The following is a 21,471-nucleotide window of genomic DNA, read 5'->3' as shown; positions in this document are numbered from 1 at the left end:
CGCCGCAGTAGGCTGTTGATCATGCTTGTCGCCGCCGCAGTCTGCCCGTGCCCGCCCCTGCTCGTGCCGGAGGTCGCCACAGGGGCCGCCCCCGAACTGGACACCGCGCGGGCCGCGTGCACGGACGCGCTGGGCGTGCTCGCCGCCGCCCGGCCCGATCTGCTCGTGGTCGTCGGACCGGGGGACGGCGCAGGGCCCGAGACCTACCCGGAGGGCACCCCGGGATCCTTCCGGGGCTTCGGCGTCGGCCTGGACGTACGGCTGGGACAGGGCGAGGGCGCACCCGGGCGGGAACTCCCGTACGGGCTGGCCGTGGGTGCCTGGCTGCTGGACCGCACCGGATGGGCGGACGCCCCCGTGGAGGGACTGGCCGTGGGGGAGTCCCTCGCGCCCGAGCGGTGCGCCGGGGCGGGGGAGGCCCTCGCCGGCCGGGCGGAGCGGGTCGCGCTGCTGGTGATGGGCGACGCCAGCGCCTGCCGCACACTCAAGGCACCCGGCTACCTCGACGAGCGCGCGGCCCCCTTCGACGCGGAACTCGCACGCGCACTGGGCACGGCAGACACCGGAGCCCTGCGAGCGCTGGACACCGGACTGGCCCACGAACTGAAGGTCTCCGGCCGGGCCCCCTGGCAGGTACTCGCCGGCGCGGCGACCGGAAACCCGAACCTGGAAGGCACACTGCTCCACGAGGACGCCCCCTATGGAGTCGGCTACCTCGTGGCCACCTGGTCGTAGGCGGCCATCGCCGGGAGAACGAGTCGGACGGCCGGGAGCCCGGACCTGTAGGGCGCGCCGCTCCAGGAGGGCACTCCCTACGGGGTCGGCTGCCTCGTGGCCACCTGGTCGTAGGCGGGCCGCTGCCGGGAGAGCGCGGCGGACGGCCGGGAGCCCGGACCTGTAGGGCGTACTGCTTCACCAGAGCGTTCCCTGGCTCGTGGCCACCTGGATGCAGGCGGCCATCGCCGGGAGCCCGGACCCGGAAGGAGTGCCGCTCCAGGAGGGCGCTCCCTACGGGTCGGCTGCCTCGTGGCTACTCGGGTGCGGGCGGGCTGCCGCCAGGAGAACGTGGCGGACGGCCGGGAGCTCTCGGTGTGCTCCGCGGCCGTCCGCCGGTGTGCCGCTCAGGAAGTGGGCGGCGGCCCGGCCGGCGGCGTGGTCGTGCCGCCCGCGCCCGGGCCGGGGTCGTTCTTGTGCGCGAGTCGGTCCACGGCACCCTTGGCCTTGCCCGTACCCGTCTGGATGCGGTCGCTGTACTTGCCCTTGGTCCGCTCGTCGACGGTCCGCGCCGCCTTGTCCAGGCCGTGCTGGATCCTGTCCTCGTGCTGGTGCGCAAGGTCGGAGACCTTGTCCTTGGCCGGGCCGAGCCTGGCCTTCAGATTGTCCAGGAGACCCATGATGTACCTTCCCTCGCGGCCGTCTACGTGCGGGCGCCCTCACCCGTCTCGCTGCCGGCCGCCTCGGCGGACTGCTGCTTGGGGATCTCGACGGTGTCGGTGCCGGTGACCTCGCCGGCCTCGTTATCCGCCGGCCCGGTGGTCTCCGGCGCCTCGGCCGACCCCTTCGGCTCCGCGGCCCCGGCCGCGCTCTCCGCGTCGGCCCCGGCCGCCGCTTCGTCGGCCCGGACCTCGGCGGTCCGCGTCTCCTCCGTGGCCTTCGACCTCCGAAAAAGCCGTGCAAAAACGCCCATATCCACTCCATACGTTACTCGTGCGGGCGAAATCCCGCGTTGCCCGGTGCGTCCGTTCGTGTGACCCGGGCCGCCGCCCCTGTGATCCGGCGGCAGGAACCTCGCAACGGGCAACGACCCGGCGACCGTCGCGTCACGTAACCCGTTCGAGGGCCGGACGGGAGGTTTGCGAGACTGGATCAGTGAGCAGCGCACCCCTCGCCCCCCGCGTCATCGCCGTCGTCGGCCCCACCGCGGCCGGAAAGTCCGATCTGGGCGTATTCCTGGCCCAGCGGCTCGGCGGCGAAGTCGTCAACGCCGACTCCATGCAGCTCTACCGGGGGATGGACATCGGCACCGCCAAGCTGACGCCCGAGGAGCGCGGCGGCGTCCCGCACCACCTGCTCGACATCTGGGACGTCACCGTCACCGCGTCCGTCGCCGAGTACCAGCGGCTGGCCCGGGAGCGGATCGACGCGCTGCTCGCCGAGGGGCGCTGGCCCGTCCTCGTCGGCGGTTCCGGCCTCTACGTCCGCGGCGCCGTCGACAACCTGGAGTTCCCCGGCACCGACCCCGAGGTCAGGGCCCGCCTGGAGGAGGAGCTCACGCTGCGCGGCCCGGGGGCGTTGCACGCGCGCCTCGCCGTGTCGGATCCGGAGGCCGCGCGGGCGATCCTGCCGAGCAACGGCCGCCGTATCGTCCGCGCGCTCGAGGTCATCGAGATCACCGGAAGACCCTTCACGGCCAACCTCCCCGGCCACGACTCGGTCTACGACACCCTCCAGATCGGCGTCGACGTGGCCCGCCCCGAGCTGGACGAGCGGATCGCCCGCCGGGTCGACCGGATGTGGGAGGCCGGCCTCGTGGAGGAAGTGCGCGCATTGGAGGCGCAAGGGTTGCGCCAGGGTCGTACGGCGTCGCGCGCGCTCGGCTACCAGCAGGTGCTCGCGGCGCTCGCCGGGGAGTGCACCCTCGAAGAGGCGCGGTCCGAGACCGTTCGTGCCACCAAGCGCTTCGCGCGCCGTCAGGACTCATGGTTCAGGCGCGATCCCCGGGTGCACTGGTTGAGTGGGGCCGCGGCGGACCTGGCGGAACTTCCGCGGCTCGCGTTGTCGTTGGTCGAACGACCGGTTACAGCCTGATCACGTCCTGGCATCGGGACGCCCAGGCCGCCATCCGGGCCTGTGGCGCCGTGCCATCATCGAGCTTCGATCGACCAGTGGAGTCCTAGTTGGGAGGGCGCGTGGCGATGGAGGCCGGCCCTCGCGACACCGCACACGGCACCGAACACCTCACCACCGAGCGGGGTGCACCGGAGCAGGAGACGACCGACCGCCTCAGTCCGGACGGACCGGACGAGACGCAGGGCGGCGTGACCGACGACGGCCCCGAGCCGGACGAGATGTTCGCGGGCGGTGACGAGGTCGAGGTCGAGCTGCGCCCGCAGCGTCGGCTGCGCATCTGGCAGCTCGCGCCGATCGTCGGGCTGGCCGCGGTCGGCTCCCTGATGTTCGCCTTCCCGCTCGCCTTCGACTTCGGCGACAGCGGCGCCGTGATCGCCATGCTGGGGCTGCTGATCTGCTCCTGCGCGGCCGGCTGGGGCATGATGGCCGCCCGCAGGGTGGGCTCCACCTGGCCGGGCCTGCCGGCCCGCGGCTCCGGACGCAGACCCGACTGGCGGGTGGTGACCGCCTACGCCGTGATGGTCGCCGCGGTGGTGGCCCTGGCGGTCTGGCGGGTGGCCAGGCTCCGCTGAGAGCGCTCCGAAGGGGCGCGGGGCTGTATCGATGGTGCGGCTCCGCCGTGTGGGCGCGACCAGCCCCCACCGGCCCGCACGGGACCACCACCCGCACCACCCTTCGGCGCCCCCAACGGAGTGTTCTCGTACGATCGAGGAATGAGCACGCGGATCGCCTTCCTCAAGGGCCACGGCACGGAGAACGACTTCGTGATCGTCCCGGACCCCGAGAACGCCATCGACCTGTCCCCGGCCGCCGTCGCCGCCCTGTGCGACCGCCGCGCGGGCATCGGCGGCGACGGACTGCTGCACGTGGTGCGGTCCGCGGCCCACCCCGAGGCGCGGGCCATGGCCGCCGAGGCCGAGTGGTTCATGGACTACCGCAACGGCGACGGCTCGATCGCGGAGATGTGCGGCAACGGAGTGCGGGTGTTCGCGCGCTACCTCCAGCGCGCCGGACACGTGTCCGCGGGGGACACCGCGATCGCCACGCGCGGGGGAGTGAAGACCGTGCACATCGCCAAGACCGCGTCCGGCGGCGGCTCCGCCGAGGGTGACATCACCGTCGGCATGGGCCGGGCACGGATCCCCGAGGGCGACGTCACCGTGACCGTCGGCGGGCGAAGCTGGCCCGCGCGGAACGTGAACATGGGCAACCCGCACGCCGTGGCCTTCGTGGACGACCTCGCCCACGCGGGCGACCTGTACACCCCGCCCCCCGTCAGCCCGGCCGCCGCCTACCCGGACGGCGTGAACGTGGAGTTCGTCGTCGACCGCGGCCCGCGGCACGTGGCGCTGCGGGTGCACGAGCGCGGGTCCGGCGAGACCCGCTCCTGCGGCACGGGCGCGTGCGCGGTCGCCGTGGCCACCGCCCGCCGCGACGGCGCCGACCCGAAGGTCACCGGCACCCCTGTGACGTACACCGTCGATGTGCCCGGCGGCACCCTGGTGATCACCGAACGGCCCGACGGCGAGATCGAGATGACCGGTCCGGCGGTGATCGTCGCCGAGGGCGTGATCGAGCCCGAGTGGCTGGAGAACGCCCTGCGCTGACCGGAGCGCCGACTCGGTATCGCAGCTTCCGTCCCGCCGGACGGAAACATCCGCAGGGCCGGAAGAGCACTCGCCTTCAAGATCATGGAGAACCTCGGCCCGATGGCGTGAAAAGGACCTCCGGCCGACCTTCCCTCGATGGGGTGATCCGTTTCACGCTCGGCCGGAGGCGGTCAGCCGGAGGGGGTCCGGCTCGGTAGCATCAAGCACCGGCCCGGACGGGGGGCGAACGCCGTCTCCCGAGCCCGAGTCCGCCCTGGGGCGCGCCGTCCGCCGGTCCACGCAGCCGGAGGTGCCCATGAACGCGGAGGCCGTGAACCCTGCGACCCCAGGCCCTGTGACATCTGGTCACGTCACACCCGCGGGGCCGCGCAGGAAGTCCCGCCCCCGGCTCGACCTGCGCCGGCTGGGCCGTGCCGCGCTGCTCGGCCCCGCCGCCCGCGACCGGCTCCCCGACGCCATCGGACACGTGGTCGACGCCCACCGCGCCCACCACCCCGACGCCGACCTCGAACCCCTGCGCCGCGCCTACCTGTTGGCCGAGTCCTCCCATCGCGGCCAGATGCGCAAGAGCGGCGAGCCGTACATCACGCACCCGCTCGCCGTGACCCTGATCCTCGCCGAACTCGGCGCCGAAACCACGACGTTGACCGCCTCACTGCTCCACGACACCGTCGAGGACACGGAGGTGACGCTGGACCAGGTGGGCGAGCAGTTCGGCGAGGAGGTCCGCTACCTCGTCGACGGCGTCACCAAGCTGGAGAAGGTCGACTACGGCGCCGCCGCCGAGCCCGAGACCTTCCGCAAGATGCTCGTCGCCACCGGCAACGACGTCCGCGTGATGTCGATCAAACTCGCCGACCGGCTGCACAACATGCGCACCCTCGGCGTGATGCGTCCCGAGAAACAGGAACGCATCGCCAAGGTGACACGTGACGTCCTGATCCCGCTCGCCGAACGGCTCGGCGTCCAGGCGCTCAAGACGGAACTGGAGGACCTGGTCTTCGCGATCCTCCACCCCGAGGAGTACGAGCACACGCGCGGGCTGATCGTCCGCAACGCCGCCCGCGCGGACGACCCGCTCGCCGACGTCGCCGACGACGTGCGCAAGGTGCTCCGCGAGGCCGACATCACCGCCGAAGTCCTCATCCGCCCGCGTCACTTCGTCTCCGTGCACCGCGTGTCCCGCAGACGCGGTGCACTGCGCGGCGCCGACTTCGGCCGGCTGCTGGTGCTGGTGAACGAGGACGCCGACTGCTACGGCGTCCTGGGCGAGCTGCACACCTGCATGACGCCCGTGGTCTCGGAGTTCAAGGACTTCATCGCCGTACCGAAGTTCAACCTGTACCAGTCGCTGCACACCGCCGTGGCCGCTACGGACGGACAGGTCGTCGAGGTCCTCATCCGCACCCACCAGATGCACAAGGTCGCCGAGGCCGGAGTCGTCGCCCTCGGCAACCCCTACGCCGCACCGCCGGAGGAGCAGTCCGCGAGCGACGGCGAACGCGTCGACCCCACCCGGCCCGGCTGGCTCTCCCGGCTGCTCGACTGGCAGCGGGCCGCGCCCGACCCCGACACCTTCTGGTCCACCCTGCGCGAGGACCTCGCCCAGGACCGTGAGATCACCGTGTTCCGCCCCGACGGGGGCACACTGGGCCTGCCCGAGGGGGCGACCTGCGTGGACGCCGCCTACGCGCAGTACGGCGAGGACGCCCACGCGTGCATCGGGGCCAGGGTCAACGGCCGGCTGGCGACACTGAGCACCGTCCTCAAGGACGGCGACACCGTTCAGTTGCTGATGGGGCAGGACGCGGCCTCCGAGCCCTCCAGGGAGTGGCTGGAGCACGCCCACACCCCCGCCGCGCGGATCGCCATCCAGCGGTGGCTGACCGCCCACCCCGCACAGGACGAGGCGTCCGGGGCCGTACCGGAGGAGGCCGTCCGGCCCCTCACCGACGACCCCGCCCCGTCACCGGCTCCGGACGCCCCGGCCCCCGGCCGTCCCACGGCAGCCCAGGTCCTGGCCGACCGGGCCGGCGCGACCGTACGGCTCGCCGGCTGCTGTACACCCGTACCGCCCGACGAGGTGACCGGCTTCGCCGTGCGCGGGGGAGCGGTCACCGTGCACCGGGTCGAGTGCGCCGGGGTGGCGCGTATGAAGAGCGCGGGGCGCGCGGAGGTCGGCGTGCGCTGGGGGGAGGGCGCCGAGTGCCGGGTCACGCTGGTCGCGGAGTCCTTCGTCCGTCCGCATCTGCTCGCGGACCTCACCGAGGCCATGGCCCTCGAAGGCGCCGAGATCGTCTCCGCGACCGTCGAACCCCCGGACCGCCAGCAGGTGCGGCACACCTACACCGTGCAACTGCCGGACGCCGCCCACCTGCCCGTCCTCATGCGCGCGATGCGCAACGTGGCCGGTGTGTACGACGTGAGCCGGGCCCAGCGGCAGGCGCCGGGCGCCTGACCGGGGCACGGAGCGTCCGAGCGGCGGTGTGATTACCCGATCGAGTGGGCCGAAAGCGCGCCGTCACCACAGCACGCGCGCACGCTGATAGCCGTGGTGAATGCTCACCCCTCACGCTCCCGGTCCTCACGGCCGGCCGCCCGTCGACCACGACCCCCGGCCCGGGACACCCCACAGCCACCCGCCCCGGGCCCGGACGACACCCAGCCACGTCCCGCACGGCCAGCCGCCCCCGAGCCACGGCCGCCGGACCGGGACACCCGACAGCGACGTCTCCCCTGACCGGGCCGCATCCAGCCAGAACCCGCACGGCCAGTCACCGCCCGACCGAGGCTCCCCGGCCCAGGTCCCTGACGGCCAGGCGTCCCAGGGCCGGCCGGCGCACAGCCACAGCCACCGCCCCCAGACCCAAGCGCACCAGCGGGCCGCTCAGGCCCAGGCAGCGCGCGGGCACGCCGTCCAGGCCCGGGCGCCCCGCAGCCAGGCCGTCCGGGGCCAGGACGCTCGCGCCGGGGGCGGTCACGTGCGGCGGCGTCGGGCGGTCGCCGCGTTGTTCGCCTCCGCCGTCTCCGCCTGCCTCGTCGCCGCGAGTGCCCCCGTCGTCCCGCTCGGCGTCGGTGACCGGCTCTTCCCGTACCTGGGCAACCCCGGGTACGACGTGCTGTCGTACGACATCGCTCTCGGCTACCCCGGGCGCAACGACCGGCCACTCGAAGCCGTCACCACGATCGACGCCCGTCTCACCGCCGACCTGGACCGGATCAACCTCGACTTCGCCCACGGCACGGTCCGCTCCGTCGAGGTCGACGGTGATCCGGCCGGTTTCACCAGTGCCGGAGAGGACCTGGTGATCACACCCGAGGACCACCTGGACGAGGGCGAACGGACCCGGATCACCGTCCGGCACACCAGCGACCCCGTGGCCGCCGAGGACCGCGAGGGCGGCTGGGTGCGCACCGCGGACGGCCTCGCCATGGCCAACCAGGCCGACGCCGCCCATCTGGTGTTCCCGTGCAACGACCACCCCTCGGACAAGGCGATGTTCACCTTCCGGATCACCGCCCCCGACGGCCACACGGTCGTCGCGGGCGGTCTGCCGGCCGGCGTCGGCCGCACGCGCGGGGCCGCCACCTGGACGTACCGGACCCGCCACCCCATGGCCACCGAACTCGCGCAGGTCTCCATCGGCCGTTCCACCGTCCTGCACCGCGCCGGCCCGCACGGACTGCCCCTGCGGGACGTCGTGCCCACCGCGCACCGCGCGAAGCTCGAACGATGGCTGGCGAAGACCCCCGCCCAGATCTCCTGGATGGAGGAGAGGGCCGGCCGCTACCCGTTCGAGACCTACGGCCTGCTCCTCGCCGACGCGTCCACCGGTTTCGCACTGGAGACCCAGACCCTCTCCCTCTTCGAACGTGACCTGTTCACCGATCCGTCCCTCCCCGCCTGGTACGTCGAGTCGATCATGGTGCACGAGCTGGCCCACCAGTGGTTCGGCGACAGCGTCAGCCCTCGCACCTGGTCCGACCTGTGGCTCAACGAAGGCCACGCCACCTGGTACGAGGCGCTGTACGCGCAGGAGCGGGGCGGCGGAACCCTCGAGGCCCGGATGAAGGCCGCCTACGAGGCGTCCGACGGCTGGCGCGCGGCCGGCGGACCGCCCGCCGCGCCCGAGCCCCCGGAGCCCGGCCGGAAGATCGGCATCTTCCGGCCGAACATCTACGCCGGCGCCGCCCTCGTGCTGTACGCCCTGCGCGAGGAGATCGGCCGCACCGCCTTCGAACGCCTGGAGCGCGACTGGGTCACCCGCCACCGCGACGGCACCGCCTCCACCTCCGACTTCGTCCGGCTGGCGTCCCGCACCGCCGGACGCGACCTGACCGGTTTCCTGCACCCCTGGCTGTACGGGGCCACGACCCCGCCGATGCCCGGCCACCCGGAATGGAAGTCCGCGGCCCGGTCCGCGACACCCGCCCGGCGGCCGGTCACGCCCGCGCATCGACCGGGCGCGGGCCGGGAATAACACGGTGACGAGACGGGCCGTACCGTGCGACCATCGTCAGGTCCGCACAGCACGGGACGCGGGAATCTCCCGGGCCTCCCGGACGTTGTGGACAGTGACGGAGGGTCCCACGGACCGGCTCCGTCGCCGCATACGGTTACCCAACGACGTAAGGACCCAATGACCTCCTCTTCTTCCCCTTCCCAGGACACCAAGCGCTTCGCGCACACCTACCCCGAGGGTCTTCGGGCCGATGCCCTGATGGAAGAGGACGTCGCCTGGAGCCTCGATGTCGACGGAGAGCGGGACGGCGACCAGTTCGACCGCTCCGAGCGCGCGGCCCTGCGCCGTGTCGCGGGCCTCTCCACCGAGCTCGAGGACGTCACCGAGGTCGAGTACCGGCAGCTCCGCCTGGAGCGGGTCGTGCTCGTCGGTGTGTGGACCTCGGGAACCGTGCAGGACGCGGAGAACTCCCTGGCCGAGCTCGCCGCCCTCGCGGAGACGGCCGGCGCCCTCGTCCTCGACGGTGTGATCCAGCGCCGCGACAAGCCCGACGCCGCCACCTACATCGGCTCCGGCAAGGCGCAGGAGCTGCGCGACATCGTGCTCGACACGGGCGCGGACACCGTCATCTGCGACGGTGAGCTCAGCCCCGGCCAGCTGATCCACCTCGAGGACGTCGTCAAGGTCAAGGTCATCGACCGTACGGCCCTGATCCTCGACATCTTCGCCCAGCACGCCAAGTCCCGCGAGGGCAAGGCGCAGGTCGCGCTCGCGCAGATGCAGTACATGCTGCCGCGACTGCGCGGCTGGGGTCAGTCGCTGTCCCGGCAGATGGGCGGCGGCAAGGGCGGCGGCCTCGCCACCCGCGGTCCCGGTGAGACCAAGATCGAGACGGACCGGCGACGGATCCGCGAGAAGATGGCGAAGATGCGCCGGGAGATCGCGGAGATGAAGACCGGCCGCGAGATCAAGCGTCAGGAGCGCAGGCGCCACAAGGTGCCGTCCGTGGCCATCGCGGGCTACACCAACGCCGGCAAGTCCTCGCTGCTCAACCGCCTCACGGGCGCGGGCGTGCTGGTCGAGAACGCCCTGTTCGCGACCCTCGACCCGACCGTGCGCCGGGCCGAGACCCCCAGCGGGCGGCTGTACACGCTGGCCGACACGGTCGGCTTCGTCCGGCACCTGCCGCACCACCTGGTCGAGGCGTTCCGCTCCACGATGGAGGAGGTCGGCGACGCCGACCTGATCCTGCACGTGGTGGACGGTTCGCACCCGGTCCCCGAGGAGCAGCTGGCCGCCGTGCGCGAGGTGATCAGGGACGTCGGCGCCACCGACGTACCCGAGATCGTCGTGATCAACAAGGCCGACGCGGCCGACCCGCTGACCCTTCAGCGGCTGCTGCGGACGGAGAAGCGCTCCATCGCCGTCTCGGCCCGCACCGGCCGGGGCATCACGGAGCTGCTCGCACTGATCGACAACGAGCTGCCCCGCCCGTCCGTGGAGATCGAGGCGCTCGTGCCGTACACCCACGGCAAGCTGGTCGCCCGCGCCCATGACGAGGGCGAGGTGATCTCCGAGGAGCACACCCCGGAGGGCACCCTGCTCAAGGTCCGGGTGCACGAGGAGCTGGCGGCGGAACTCACGCCGTACGTTCCGACCCCGGCCGGCTGATCCCGCACGGCAGAGCGAAGGCCCGGCCCCTGCTCACGGCAGGGGCCGGGCCTTCGTCGTGTGCGGATCACTGACCGCCGTAGGTCTCGCTCATGTTCCGGTACAGCGCCTCGGCGTCCTCACCGAGCTGCGGGCCCGCCAGCCAGGTGTTGTCCATCGGACCGATCGAGGTGTTGGAGACCAGCACCGTCTTGCCGTCCAGCACCCGGAACCAGCCGCCGCCGGACGAGCCGCCGGTCATGGAGCAGCCGATGCGGTACATCGTCGGCAGACCGGAGCCGAGCGAGAACCGGCCCGGAGCGTCGAGGCACTTGAACATCTGCAGGCCGTCGTAGGGCGGCGCGGCCGGGTAGCCCCAGGCGCCCATCTCGCCGCCCTCCGCCGCGGACGGCGCGGAGAAGTCCACGTCCAGGGCGGCGCCGACCGTCTCCTCCAGGGACTTGGCGCCCTGCTCCGGTTTCACGTGCAGCACGGCGTAGTCGTACGCCGCTCCGTCGCCGCCGGACTGCGAACCGCCCTGGATCCAGCCGTTGGACGTCGAGGCCCAGTCCGCCCACCAGTTGCCGTAGGGGGCGATCTCGGTGGCGCTCGCGCTGCCCAGGTCCGCCGCGGACCGACCGAGGTCGTTGTAGGCCGGCACGAAGACGAGGTTGCGGTACCAGCCGCCGTTGCCACCGGCGTGGACGCAGTGTCCGGCCGTCCAGACGAGGTTGGACTCGCCCGGGTGGTTCACGTCCTTGATCACGGTGCCGGAGCAGACGGCGGGGCCCTCCGGGGAGTCGAAGAACACCTTGCCGACCGGCGCCGCGTTCTCGTGGTACGGCGTTTTCTCGGCCTCCGCCCGGACCTGGTCCGGTTCCGGGTCGCTGACGCCCTGGGCGGCCGTCGCGTCCTTGACCGAGAGGGTCTTGTCGGCCTCCTTCGCGGACCGCATCCGGTCGGGCTTCCACAGGCCCTCGATCACCGGGTTGACGAAGTCCTCGGCCTCACTGAGCCACTTGTCCTTGTCCCAGTCCTTCCAGGCGCCGTTCTTCCACTTGTCGACGTCGATCCCGTGCTCCTTGAGCCGGTCCGCGATGTCGGACGGGATCTTCACCTCGCCGTCGCCGCTGCCGGCGGCCTGCGAGGCGGTGGCGTCGGGCTTGTCGTTCGCCTCGTCCTTCTCGGAACCGCCGCACGCGGTCGTGGTGAGCGCCAGGGCGGCGACCAGCCCGGCGGCGGTGAGGACGGTACGACGGCCACGCCCGAGCGGCGCGGACGTACGTGTGGAACCCATGGTGCGATGCCCCCCGTTGAAACGAATGAATGTCGTACCGCGTGTTGATGTCCCGCCCGGTCCCGCGCGCGGTGGCACGCGGGACCGGGCACGCCGGTCACTGCCCGGCGAACTTCCCGCTGACCGCGTCGTACACGCCCTTGGCCTCGTCACCCAGTCGCGGACCGGCCAGCCAGCCCGACGTCACCGGGCCGATGGAGGTGTTGGACACCAGCGCCGGCTTCCCGTCCGAACCCGTCGCGACCCAGCCGCCACCGGACGAACCGGCGGTCATGCTGCACCCGATGCGGTACATCGTCGGGTCCGACGCGCTGAGCGACAGCCGGCCCGGCTCGTCCTGGCAGTCGTACAGCGTCTGGCCGTCGTACGGCGGGGCGGCCGGGTAACCGATCGCCGTGATCTCCTCCACCTTCGGCACCGCGGGAGCGTCGAAGTCCACCGGCAGCGCCGAACCGACCGTCTCCTCCAGCGACTTGCCGTCGCCGCCCTTCTCCGGCGTCACATGGATGACCGCGAAGTCGTACGAGGCGCCGTCACCGCCCGTGGAGCCGCCCTGCTCGATCCACTGGTCCGAGGTCTGCGCCCAGTCACCCCACCAGACGCCGTACGGAGCGATCTCCTCCTTCGTGGCGGTCTCCAGCTCCTTCGCCGACTTGCCCGCGTCGTTGTACGACGGCACGAAGGCGATGTTGCGGTACCAGCCGCCCTTCTTGCCCGCGTGCACACAGTGGCCCGCCGTCCACACCATGTTGGACTTGCCCGGGTTGGCCGGGTCCTGCACGACCGTGGCCGAGCAGACCATCGTGCCCTCGGGGGAGTCGAAGAACACCTTGCCCGCCGTGGGGGCGTTGGCGTGGTACGACGGGGCGATGGCCTCCGCCTGCACCGGCTCCGGGGCCGGGTCCGTCACGCCCTGGTCACCGGAGATGTCGCTCTCGTCGACCCCCTGGTCCGGCTCCTCGGCGTCCCGCATGCGGTCCGGGTCCCACAGGTCCTCGATGATCGGGTTGACGTAGTCCTGCGCCTCGCGCAGCCAGTCGTCCTTGCTCCAGTCCTTCCAGGCGCCGTTCTTCCACTTGTCGAGATCGATCCCGTGCTCCTTGAGCCGGTCCTTGATGTCGTCCGGGATCTTGAGCTTGCCGTCGTCGGCGGCGGTCGCGGAGGTCCCGGCGCCCGCGTCGGTGTCCCCCGACTCGCAGGCGGTGGCGGTGAGGGCGAGCGCCGAGGCGAGCGCGACAGCGGCCAGGACGGGGGAGGTCCGGCGCGCTCTCCCCCCTCGGCGAGCGGTGGACGACGGCCGTATGGATCGCATGATCTGACTCCCCCTGGAATGAACGGACTTGGTGCTTCGGCCGTGGTTCCGCCCCTGGTCCGCACGGAGTTCGGGGGCGCCCCCCACGGCCTTCGGGAACGGCACCACACACTATGCGCTCGCTGTGGGGGACGTCCGACGGAACGGCAACGGTTCGGCTACAAGCCGCCTGACCTGGCCGATCGTCCGGAGATGCGCCGATTTGAGGCCGGCGGGAACCGAGTTGCCGGTCCATGGGGCCGGTGATCCCGGAGCAACCCGTAACCCGGTGGGTGGTCCGCGGTTGGTAGCGGTGGGGGTCCGCTGCCCGCACGCGGCTTCCCCCGTGCCGTGGTCCGGCGGGAACACAGGGGAGGGGACGAAGGACGGTGGCGGAATCCACGTACGAGGGACGGGGGCCCCGCGCCCTGCCGATCGTCCCGGTGCGGGCGCGCGGGATGACCATCGAGGGCGCGGACGGCCGGCGCTATCTGGACTGCCTCTCCGGTGCGGGAACCCTCGCGCTCGGACACAACCACCCCGTCGTGCTGGAGGCGATCCGCAGCATCATCGACTCGGGCGCGCCGCTCGACGTCCCCGGCCTGACGACCCCGGTGAAGGACGCCTTCGTCACCGAACTGTCGCGCACCCTGCCACCCGGTCTCGCCGACCGCGCCCGCGTACGCTTCTGCGGACCGGGTCGCGACGACGCGGTGGCGACCGCCCTCCGGCTCGTACGGGCGGCGACCGGACGGACCGGAGGCGAGCGCGGAGCCGAACCCGCCCTCCACCGAATGGAATCCGTACTCGACGACACCGCGCCGGATGCGCGCCGTCCTGCCGGGGTGATCGTGGAGCCGGCGCCGGACGCCCGGCCCGTCCCCCTGGTCGCCGACGAGACACTCACCGGCGTCGGACGGACCGGCACCTTCTGGGCGGTGGAGCACGGCGGCACCACACCGGACGTGATGGTGCTGTCCGGGGCCGTCGGGGGCGGCCTGCCCCTGGCCGTCGTGGTCCACCGTGACGACCTCGACCTGCCCGGTCCCCCCACCCACACCGGCAACCAACTCGCCATGGCCGCCGGCACGGCGACCCTCGCCCACGTCCGCGAGAACGGCCTCGCCGGACACGCCGCCGCCCTGGGCGCCGCCATGCTGGACCGGCTCCGAACGCTCGCCGGTGAACTCGCCTGCGTGGGGGACGTACGGGGGCGGGGGCTGCTGATCGGGATCGAGGTGGTGGACCCGGAAACGCCGCCCGACGGCCCACACCGGTACCGCCCCGCCGCGCCCGGACTCGCCGCCGCCGTACGGCGGGAGTGTCTGCGACGCGGTCTGATCGTCGACCTGGGCGGCCCCCGCGCGAGTGTCGTACGACTGCTCCCGCCCCTGACGATCACGGAGGAACAGACGGCCGCGGTCCTGGACCGACTCGCCGACGCCCTGCACGCGGCGGCTCGCGACCGCCCCGCCCGCCGCCACGACACGGATGAGGAGTCCGGCGTACCCGAAGGCCGTCCCGCACGGACGGGCTGACCCCGCTACCGCACCACCCCCACGAGGATCCGCCTTGCACACGACCCCCACACCCGCCGACCGCCCGAGCTCCCTGGTACCGCACCAGCACCGGAAACTGCCCGACACCGACTGGCTCAGAGGCACCGGTGCCTGCCCCTTGAACCATCCCGACCCGCGCAGGGCGGCCCACGCGGCGGCCACGGAGAACCTTCTGCGCTGCTGGGTACGCGAAACCGGCGCCCGCGCTCCGGGCAGTGACATCCTGTGCCTCCCTCTGCCGGCCAGTGGCACGGCCCTCCTCGTCCCCGTCCTGTACTGGTCCTCCACGGGCTGGCACCGCTTCGGCCCGCCCTATCTGGCCGATGCCCCCGACCCCGCCCCACCCGTCGACGCCGTCCTGCTCGCCGCCCTCCTCAGCAGGGAGAACGCCGGCATTCCGGCACCGGCACAGCCGCCGGCCGGCGACGGCACCGACCTGGTCGCGCGGGTCGCCGACTCCGTACGGCGTGCCGCCGCCTTCGTCGGCGAGCGACGGGCGGACACGGCCGACGACCCCGACCTCTTCCTCGCCGCCGAACAGTCACTCGTCCTCGGACATCCGCTGCACCCCGATCCGAAGAGCCGTGAGGACCTCTCCGACGCCGAGGCACAGCGGTACTCGCCCGAGTCCCGCGGCTCCTTCCCGCTGCACTGGATCGCCGTCGCCCCGTCTCTGCTCGCCGCCGACTCCGCCTGGACCGAGCGCGGACGCCCCGTCACCGCGGCCCGCCTCACCGCCCGTCTCGCCGGCCCCGGACTGCCGCTGCCCGACGGCTACGCGGCTCTCCCCGTGCACCCCTGGCAACTGCGTCAGGTCCGCCACCGCCCCGAGACCGCCGCGCTGCTGGACGCCGGACTGCTCCGCGACCTCGGCGGCCACGGCGACCCCTGGTACCCCACCTCCTCCGTACGCACCGTCCACCAAACAGGCGCCCCGGCCATGCTCAAGCTGTCACTGGGCCTGCGCATCACCAACTCCCGCCGGGAGAACCTCCGCAAGGAACTCCACCGAGGGGCCGAGGTCCACCGTCTGCTGCGCACCGGACTGTCCCAGCGGTGGCGGGCCGCGCACCCGGACTTCGACATCGTCCGGGACCCGGCCTGGATCGCCGTGAACACACCGGCCGGTGACCCCGTGCCCGGACTCGACGCGGTGATCCGGCACAACCCGTTCCGGCCGCACGACGACGTCGCCTGCGTCGCCGGACTGCTCTCGCCGCGGCCCCGCCCCGGTGGCCGTACGGGATCCCGGCTGGCCGAGATCGTCACCCGCCTTGCCACTCGCACGGGGCGGCCGTCCGGGGCCGTCGCCGCCGAGTGGTTCCTGCGGTACCTGGAACACGTGGTGCGGCCCGTGCTGTGGCTGGACGGAGAGGCCGGCATCGCCCTCGAGGCGCACCAGCAGAACACCCTGCTTCTGCTGGACGCCGACGGCTGGCCCGCGGGCGGACGTTACCGGGACAACCAGGGCTACTACTTCCGCGCGTCGCGACGCGCGGAACTCGACGCCCGGCTGCCCGGCATCGGGGAGCACAGCGACACCTTCGTCTCCGACGAGGTGACCGACGAACGCTTCGCCTACTACCTGGGCATCAACAACATCCTCGGTCTCATCGGTGCCTTCGGCTCCCAGCGCCTGGCCGACGAACGGCTGCTCCTCGCCGCCCTCCGCCGGTTCCTCACCGGAGTCTCGTCCGGACCGGCCCGGACGAGCAGCACGCTGCCCACCCGTCTGCTGGACTCACCCGTCCTGCGCTGCAAGGCGAACCTGCTGACCCGGCTGCACGGCCTCGACGAACTCGTAGGCCCGGTCGACACCCAGTCCGTCTACGTCACCATCGCCAACCCCCTGCACTCATGATGTCCGCCCCCCTCGGTGACTGGGGCCCGGCCAGGACTCCCGCAGGCCTGTTCCAGCTGGTCCCCGTCCGTGTCGATCACGATCTGCTCCTTCTGTCACGGTGGATGAACGACCCCGCCGTCGCCATGTTCTGGGAACTCGCCGGACCGCCGGCCGTGACGGCCGACCATGTGGGGTCCCAGCTCACCGGCGACGGACACAGCGTTCCGTGCCTCGGTGTCCTGGACGGAACACCGATGAGCTACTGGGAGATCTACCGCGCGGATCTCGATCCCCTGGCCCACCACTACCCGGCCCGACCGCACGACACCGGACTCCACGTCCTCATCGGTGCCGTCGGTGACCGGGGGCGGGGTCTCGGCAGCATCCTGCTCAGGACGGTCAGCGACCTCGCCCTCGCCAGGAGGCCCGCCTCGCCACGCGTCGTCGCGGAGCCCGACCTTCGCAACATCCCCTCCGTCACCGCCTTCCTCAACGCCGGCTTCTACTTCTCGGCCGAGGTCGACCTGCCCACCAAGCGGGCCGCCCTCATGGTCCGGGACCGTTCCCTGTGTCATCTGATGTAGCGCTCCGTCACCGCGCTCTCGTATGTGGTACACCGCTCACGCCGCCGCGGTTCCCACTCGCGCCGCGGCAATGTCCTGGCCGCGGACCCCGGCACGATTCGTCCGTCCCACGCCCCGGCGACTTCACACCCCTCGCACCGCCCGACAGAGGAGCCCCGTCTTGACCGCGTCCCCAGCCCCCGCCGTGATCGCACGAATGTCAGTGCCGGGTCGTAGGGTGGTCGCGCTATGACGAAGCCCTCACTCCCCGAACTCCTGCACGCCGCCGTCACCGCCGTCGGCGGCACGGAGCGTCCCGGCCAGGTGACCATGGCCGAAGCCGTCGCCGAGGCGATCGACGACAACGCCCATCTACTGGTCCAGGCCGGTACCGGCACCGGAAAGTCGCTGGGCTACCTGGTGCCCGCGCTCGCGCAGGGGGAGCGGGTGGTGGTGGCGACGGCCACCCTGGCCCTGCAGCGCCAGCTGGTGGAGCGGGACCTGCCGCGCACGGTGGAGTCGCTGCATCCGCTGCTGCGCCGTCGCCCGGAGTTCGCGATGCTCAAGGGCCGCTCCAACTACCTGTGTCTGCACCGGCTGCACGAGGGCGTGCCGCAGGACGAGGAGGAGGGCCTCTTCGACCAGTTCGAGGCGGCCGCGCCCACCAGCAAGCTGGGCCAGGACCTGCTGCGACTGCGTGACTGGTCCGACGAGACGGAGACCGGCGACCGGGACGACCTCACGCCGGGCGTGTCCGACCGGGCCTGGTCCCAGGTGTCGGTGTCGTCGCGGGAGTGCCTGGGCGCCACGAAGTGCGCCTACGGCGCCGAGTGCTTCGCCGAGACGGCCCGCGAGCGCGCCAAGCTGGCCGAGGTCGTCGTCACCAACCACGCCCTGCTCGCGATCGACGCCATCGAGGGTGCACCGGTGCTTCCGCAGCACGAGGTGCTGATCGTCGACGAGGCCCACGAGCTGGTCTCCCGGGTCACCGGAGTCGCCACGGGGGAGCTCACCCCCGGGCAGGTCAACCGTGCGGTGCGGCGCGCCGCGAAGCTCGTCAACGAGAAGGCCGCCGACCAGCTCCAGACCGCCGCCGAAGGGTTCGAACGGCTGATGGAGCTGGCCCTTCCGGGCCGGCTGGAGGAGATCCCGGAGGACCTCGGCTACGCGCTCATGGCGCTGCGTGACGCCTGCCGTACCGTCATCTCCGCCATCGGCAGCACCCGCGACAAGTCCGTCCAGGACGAGGACGCGGTCCGCAAACAGGCGCTGGCCTCCGTGGAGAGCGTCCACGACGTGGCGGAGCGGATCACGAACGGCTCGGAGTGGGACGTCGTCTGGTACGAGCGGCACGACCGCTTCGGCGCGTCTCTGCGCGTCGCACCCATGTCCGTCTCGGGCCTGCTGCGCGAGAAGCTCTTCACCGACCGTTCCGTGATCCTGACGTCCGCGACGCTGAAGCTGGGCGGCGACTTCAACGGCGTGGGAGCGTCCCTGGGGCTCGGTCCCGAGGGCGCCGAAGGCGATGACCTCCCCCAGTGGAAGGGCGTCGACGTCGGTTCGCCGTTCGACTACCCCCGACAGGGCATCCTCTACGTCGCGAAGCATCTGGCGCGCCCGGCCCGTGACGGTGATCGCGGGGACATGCTGGACGAGCTCACCGAGCTGATCCAGGCGGCGGGCGGCCGCACCCTGGGGCTGTTCTCCTCGATGCGGGCCGCTCAGCTCGCCGCCGAGGAGCTGCGCTCCCGCATCCCGGAGTTCCCGATCCTCCTCCAGGGGGAGGAGACGCTCGGCGAGCTGATCAAGAACTTCGCAGCCGATCCGAAGACCTGCCTCTTCGGCACGCTGTCGCTGTGGCAGGGGGTCGACGTGCCGGGTCCGAGCTGCCAGCTGGTGGTCATGGACAAGATTCCCTTCCCGCGCCCGGACGACCCCTTGATGAGCGCCCGCCAGAAGGCCGTGGAGGAAGCCGGCGGCAACGGCTTCATGGCGGTCGCCGCCACTCACGCGGCGCTGCTGATGGCGCAGGGCGCCGGCCGTCTCGTACGCGCCTCGGGCGACCGGGGCGTGGTGGCCGTACTGGACCAGCGGCTGGCCACCGCCCGGTACGGCAGCTATCTGAAGGCTTCGCTGCCCGACTTCTGGTACACCACGGACCGCAACCAGGTCAGGAAGTCGCTGGCCGCGATCGACGCGGTGGCACAAGGGGCGGAGGCCGGGACGGCGGCGCAGTGAGGGAGGTGGCGTGCTGAGGCACGCCACCGACCGGCAGCAGCAGCCGCGGTCGGGTCCGTCCGGACAGCACAGGACCCCGGAACCGGCGCAGGGGTCCCGGGGCCCGGTCAGGGGGCGGGGCGGCGCTCCGGGCCTGCCCCGCGCCGTGTTCAGACGCGCCGCAGAACGGCCACCACCTTGCCCAGAATGGTCGCGTCGTCACCCGGGATGGGCTCATAGGCCGCGTTGTGCGGGAGCAGCCAGACATGACCGTCCTCCCGCTTGAAGCGCTTGACGGTCGCCTCGCCGTCGAGCATGGCCGCGACGATGTCCCCGTTCTCGGCGACCGGCTGGCGGCGGACCGTCACCCAGTCGCCGTCACAGATCGCGGCCTCGATCATGGAGTCACCCACGACCTTCAGCACGAACAGCTCGCCGTCACCGACGAGCTGCCGGGGCAGGGGGAAGACGTCCTCGACGGACTCCTCGGCGAGGATCGGGCCACCGGCGGCGATACGGCCGACCAGCGGTACGTAGGACGCGGCCGGCTTGCCGGCGGTGTCGGTGGGCTGCACGGAGGCGGCCTGGTCGGAGCCCCGTACCTCGTAGGCGCGCGGGCGGTGCGGGTCGCGGCGCAGGAAGCCCTTGCGCTCCAGGGCCATCAGCTGGTGGGCCACGGAGGAGGTGCTGGAGAGACCGACCGCCTGGCCGATCTCGCGCATGGACGGCGGGTAGCCGCGACGCTGCACCGAGTCCCTGATGACCTCGATCACCCGCCGCTGGCGGTCGGTGAGTCCGGAGCTGTCCGCCCGGATGCCGGGAGGTCGGCCCGGCAGGGAGCGCTTGTGCCCCTCGGGATTCGTGGCTTCGTTCATCGCGTGCACCGGCTCGATCCGGCCCTGGGGGCGGTCCTGGGCAGTGATGGCGGCACTGTCTGCGGTGGTGGTCACGTCGGCCCCTCTCGATGGTCTCCCTGCAGCACAACGGTAGTTGCTTTCGAAAGGTTGCGCCAAACACACGTTCGAGTGAAAAATCGCGAATTGCTGTACGTGATCTCTTGTCGAGGTGTATTGGTCGCCACGCTTCTGCCGGATGAACGGGCCAATTGTTGTACCCTTCACCGCCGGAGCGGTGACCTCGCGGCGGCGGCCCTCAGTCTGCCATCGGGCGCCCCGCGGAGCGTGAAGCGGCCCCCCGCTCTCTTCGGGAGCCGCACACCTCCTCCCCGCCTCCGGCACGGCACCCCCCTCATCGCGCGGCGTCCGGCGTGTCCTGCCCGCCCTGACGTGCGCGACACGCGTGCACGGTGTGGATGTATGAGCCAATCCCCACATCTAGTGGTTGGATTGCGGCAGCAGCCCAGAAGTTGTGGTCCCCCGGGTCTTCGGGCCCTCCGCGATCGCCTATGCTGGTGCTGCTTCGTGAGGCCCAAGAGGCCTCGTGAGGTCATTGAGTCTGCTGTGAGGAGGGTTGGGAGTTCATGCACTGCCCCTTCTGCAGGCACCCCGACAGCCGTGTCGTCGACAGTCGTACGACCGACGACGGCACGTCGATCCGCAGGCGCCGCCAGTGTCCGGACTGCTCCCGTCGTTTCACGACCGTGGAGACGTGTTCGCTCATGGTGGTCAAGCGGTCCGGAGTCACCGAACCCTTCAGCCGCACCAAGGTCATCAACGGTGTGCGCAAGGCGTGCCAGGGGCGGCCCGTCACCGAGGACGCCCTCGCCCAGCTCGGGCAGCGTGTCGAGGAGGCGGTGCGGGCCACCGGAAGCGCCGAGCTGACCACCCACGACGTGGGGCTGGCCATCCTCGGCCCGTTGCAGGAACTCGACCTCGTCGCCTACCTGCGGTTCGCGTCCGTCTACCGGGCGTTCGACTCGCTGGAGGACTTCGAGGCCGCGATCGCGGAACTCAGGCGGGCGGAGCGGCCCGCCGCGGGCGACGGGGGTGGCGAGGGAGCCGCCCCGGGGGGCCAGGAAGACGACAGCGGGTCCGGCGGGACCGCCCAGGTCCCCGAACCCGCTCCCGCCGCCGGCTGACCGGCGGGCCGGCCCCGCGCGGCAGACGCGGGGACCGGCCGGGCGGCGGCGATGAGAAGACCTGTTGCGGGCAGACGAGCATGCGCCCGC

17 protein-coding genes are annotated in these 21,471 nt (G+C 72.2%); 12 read left to right on the top strand and 5 right to left on the bottom strand.

Annotated elements, in window-relative coordinates:
• The first annotated feature begins 21 nt into the window (after positions 1-21).
• On the top strand, positions 22-735 hold the full coding sequence (locus tag ACIA6T_RS27270) for a class III extradiol dioxygenase subunit B-like domain-containing protein (RefSeq protein WP_399449116.1): 714 nt from the start codon (positions 22-24) through the stop codon (positions 733-735).
• 386 nt (positions 736-1,121) lie between these two features.
• Here ACIA6T_RS27270 and ACIA6T_RS27265 read toward each other — a convergent pair whose 3' ends face one another.
• Entirely contained in the window at positions 1,122-1,394 is a 273-nt protein-coding gene (locus ACIA6T_RS27265; RefSeq protein ID WP_399449115.1) for an antitoxin, read from the bottom strand.
• 23 nt (positions 1,395-1,417) lie between these two features.
• On the bottom strand, positions 1,418-1,687 hold the full coding sequence (locus tag ACIA6T_RS27260; RefSeq protein ID WP_399449114.1) for a hypothetical protein: 270 nt from the start codon (positions 1,685-1,687) through the stop codon (positions 1,418-1,420).
• A gap of 182 nt (positions 1,688-1,869) precedes the next feature.
• Here ACIA6T_RS27260 and miaA point away from each other — a divergent pair, with 182 nt between their 5' ends.
• The 6 genes from miaA (at position 1,870) to hflX (ending at position 10,594) form a co-directional block, all read left to right on the top strand.
• A complete protein-coding gene (miaA, locus tag ACIA6T_RS27255) occupies positions 1,870-2,808 on the top strand; it encodes a tRNA (adenosine(37)-N6)-dimethylallyltransferase MiaA (RefSeq protein WP_399449113.1) in 939 nt (312 codons plus the stop codon).
• A 107-nt stretch (positions 2,809-2,915) separates the two neighbouring features.
• Positions 2,916-3,422, top strand: coding sequence for a hypothetical protein (locus ACIA6T_RS27250; RefSeq protein WP_383459273.1), 507 nt, complete (start codon positions 2,916-2,918; stop codon positions 3,420-3,422).
• Between the two features lie 141 nt (positions 3,423-3,563).
• Positions 3,564-4,457 (top strand): diaminopimelate epimerase, encoded by an 894-nt coding sequence (gene dapF / locus ACIA6T_RS27245; RefSeq protein WP_399449112.1) that lies wholly within the window; start codon positions 3,564-3,566, stop codon positions 4,455-4,457.
• A 298-nt stretch (positions 4,458-4,755) separates the two neighbouring features.
• A complete protein-coding gene (locus ACIA6T_RS27240; protein WP_399449111.1) occupies positions 4,756-6,918 on the top strand; it encodes a RelA/SpoT family protein in 2,163 nt (720 codons plus the stop codon).
• A gap of 523 nt (positions 6,919-7,441) precedes the next feature.
• Positions 7,442-8,941, top strand: a complete 1,500-nt coding sequence (locus ACIA6T_RS27235) for a M1 family metallopeptidase (RefSeq protein WP_399449110.1) — start codon at positions 7,442-7,444, stop codon at positions 8,939-8,941.
• 159 nt (positions 8,942-9,100) lie between these two features.
• Positions 9,101-10,594, top strand: a complete 1,494-nt coding sequence (hflX, locus tag ACIA6T_RS27230) for a GTPase HflX (RefSeq protein WP_385045906.1) — start codon at positions 9,101-9,103, stop codon at positions 10,592-10,594.
• 67 nt (positions 10,595-10,661) lie between these two features.
• Here hflX and ACIA6T_RS27225 read toward each other — a convergent pair whose 3' ends face one another.
• Both ACIA6T_RS27225 and ACIA6T_RS27220 read right to left on the bottom strand, forming a co-directional pair.
• Positions 10,662-11,870, bottom strand: a complete 1,209-nt coding sequence (locus ACIA6T_RS27225; protein ID WP_399449109.1) for a trypsin-like serine peptidase — start codon at positions 11,868-11,870, stop codon at positions 10,662-10,664.
• A gap of 97 nt (positions 11,871-11,967) precedes the next feature.
• Positions 11,968-13,182, bottom strand: a complete 1,215-nt coding sequence (locus ACIA6T_RS27220; protein ID WP_399449108.1) for a trypsin-like serine peptidase — start codon at positions 13,180-13,182, stop codon at positions 11,968-11,970.
• A 368-nt stretch (positions 13,183-13,550) separates the two neighbouring features.
• Here ACIA6T_RS27220 and ACIA6T_RS27215 point away from each other — a divergent pair, with 368 nt between their 5' ends.
• From ACIA6T_RS27215 to ACIA6T_RS27200, 4 genes are all read left to right on the top strand, one after another.
• Positions 13,551-14,699, top strand: a complete 1,149-nt coding sequence (locus ACIA6T_RS27215; RefSeq protein WP_399449107.1) for an aminotransferase class III-fold pyridoxal phosphate-dependent enzyme — start codon at positions 13,551-13,553, stop codon at positions 14,697-14,699.
• On the top strand, positions 14,653-16,581 hold the full coding sequence (locus ACIA6T_RS27210; protein WP_399449106.1) for an IucA/IucC family protein: 1,929 nt from the start codon (positions 14,653-14,655) through the stop codon (positions 16,579-16,581). The genes ACIA6T_RS27215 and ACIA6T_RS27210 overlap by 47 nt, the downstream gene beginning before the upstream one ends.
• The gene (locus ACIA6T_RS27205) at positions 16,476-17,147 is read left to right on the top strand and encodes a GNAT family N-acetyltransferase (RefSeq protein WP_399449165.1); all 672 of its coding nucleotides are present in this window, start codon (positions 16,476-16,478) and stop codon (positions 17,145-17,147) included. The genes ACIA6T_RS27210 and ACIA6T_RS27205 overlap by 106 nt, the downstream gene beginning before the upstream one ends.
• 228 nt (positions 17,148-17,375) lie before the next feature.
• On the top strand, positions 17,376-19,364 hold the full coding sequence (locus ACIA6T_RS27200) for an ATP-dependent DNA helicase (protein ID WP_399449105.1): 1,989 nt from the start codon (positions 17,376-17,378) through the stop codon (positions 19,362-19,364).
• A 149-nt stretch (positions 19,365-19,513) separates the two neighbouring features.
• Here ACIA6T_RS27200 and lexA read toward each other — a convergent pair whose 3' ends face one another.
• Positions 19,514-20,293, bottom strand: a complete 780-nt coding sequence (gene lexA, locus ACIA6T_RS27195; protein WP_030227721.1) for a transcriptional repressor LexA — start codon at positions 20,291-20,293, stop codon at positions 19,514-19,516.
• Positions 20,294-20,823: 530 nt separating this feature from the next.
• On the opposite strand from lexA, the gene nrdR reads away from it, so the two are divergent.
• Positions 20,824-21,381: a transcriptional regulator NrdR gene (gene nrdR / locus ACIA6T_RS27190; RefSeq protein WP_385045889.1), complete on the top strand. Its 558-nt coding sequence runs from the start codon at positions 20,824-20,826 to the stop codon at positions 21,379-21,381.
• Positions 21,382-21,471: the final 90 nt, after the last annotated feature.

Origin of the sequence: Streptomyces sp. NPDC051740, assembly GCF_044453165.1 — a bacterium.
Lineage (GTDB): Bacteria > Actinomycetota > Actinomycetes > Streptomycetales > Streptomycetaceae > Streptomyces > Streptomyces atrovirens.
This window is presented reverse-complemented; position numbering and strand designations above follow the sequence as displayed.

Coding starts and splice junctions, on each gene's coding strand:
- ACIA6T_RS27265 (WP_399449115.1), bottom strand. CDS start 1,394: ATGGGTCTCCTGGACAATCTGAAGGCCAGGCTCGGCCCGGCCAAGGAC.
- ACIA6T_RS27240 (WP_399449111.1), top strand. CDS start 4,756: ATGAACGCGGAGGCCGTGAACCCTGCGACCCCAGGCCCTGTGACATCT.
- ACIA6T_RS27250 (WP_383459273.1), top strand. CDS start 2,916: ATGGAGGCCGGCCCTCGCGACACCGCACACGGCACCGAACACCTCACC.
- hflX (WP_385045906.1), top strand. CDS start 9,101: ATGACCTCCTCTTCTTCCCCTTCCCAGGACACCAAGCGCTTCGCGCAC.
- ACIA6T_RS27220 (WP_399449108.1), bottom strand. CDS start 13,182: ATGCGATCCATACGGCCGTCGTCCACCGCTCGCCGAGGGGGGAGAGCG.
- ACIA6T_RS27210 (WP_399449106.1), top strand. CDS start 14,653: ATGAGGAGTCCGGCGTACCCGAAGGCCGTCCCGCACGGACGGGCTGAC.
- nrdR (WP_385045889.1), top strand. CDS start 20,824: ATGCACTGCCCCTTCTGCAGGCACCCCGACAGCCGTGTCGTCGACAGT.
- ACIA6T_RS27270 (WP_399449116.1), top strand. CDS start 22: ATGCTTGTCGCCGCCGCAGTCTGCCCGTGCCCGCCCCTGCTCGTGCCG.
- dapF (WP_399449112.1), top strand. CDS start 3,564: ATGAGCACGCGGATCGCCTTCCTCAAGGGCCACGGCACGGAGAACGAC.
- ACIA6T_RS27225 (WP_399449109.1), bottom strand. CDS start 11,870: ATGGGTTCCACACGTACGTCCGCGCCGCTCGGGCGTGGCCGTCGTACC.
- ACIA6T_RS27260 (WP_399449114.1), bottom strand. CDS start 1,687: ATGGGCGTTTTTGCACGGCTTTTTCGGAGGTCGAAGGCCACGGAGGAG.
- ACIA6T_RS27200 (WP_399449105.1), top strand. CDS start 17,376: ATGACGAAGCCCTCACTCCCCGAACTCCTGCACGCCGCCGTCACCGCC.